Source organism: Bartonella sp. AD13SXNS, from assembly GCF_042196465.1.
Taxonomy (GTDB): domain Bacteria; phylum Pseudomonadota; class Alphaproteobacteria; order Rhizobiales; family Rhizobiaceae; genus Bartonella.
Genome location: NZ_JBHIQI010000125.1, coordinates 1 through 535, shown reverse-complemented (window position 1 = coordinate 535; position 535 = coordinate 1). Strand labels below are relative to the sequence as shown.

General features: G+C 40.2%; 1 protein-coding gene. It reads left to right on the top strand.

Annotated features, from left to right (window positions below; translation table 11 throughout):
* Positions 1–170 precede the first annotated feature (170 nt).
* Positions 171–535 (top strand): hypothetical protein (locus tag ACFIMQ_RS09745; RefSeq protein WP_375703966.1); only part of this gene is annotated, 365 nt, incomplete at its 3' end.

Genomic DNA, 535 nt, shown 5'->3' with positions numbered 1-535 from the left:
GAAAAAGACATCAAAGCCCAAAATACGCAAGATTTTACACCAACAGACCAAAAGGTTTTTACTCCAGAGGATAAAGAAATGACCCTTTATGCAACACGAGATAAAACCACTGATGCTGGTGAGTGTGTTGTGGTCGTGCAATTTGTGACAAATCATTGAGGGGATAAGACATGGCAGATTATTTACCACAGCCCTTGCAAGGGAGAAATCTTCATACGCAGCAGGTAAGCTTTTTGCGTCTTAATTTTAGCTATGAAGATAAAGAAAAGGTGATGAAGATAGGCACCCTCCCTCGTGGTGCTTTGATTACTTCAATTAAAGTGTATGTCAAGACAGCATTTTCGGACACGAAGGTTAAAATAGGCAGTACTGCTGGAGGAACTGAATTTGGTGAAGCAGAAATCAAACAGCAGGCAGTCAAAGAAGTTAAGCCTAGCAATCAAAAGGAATTTGTCCCTTATGATGAAGAACTTACTCTCTATGCTAAAGCTGATAAGACAGTCCAAGCAGGTCAAGCAAGTATAGTCGTTGAATT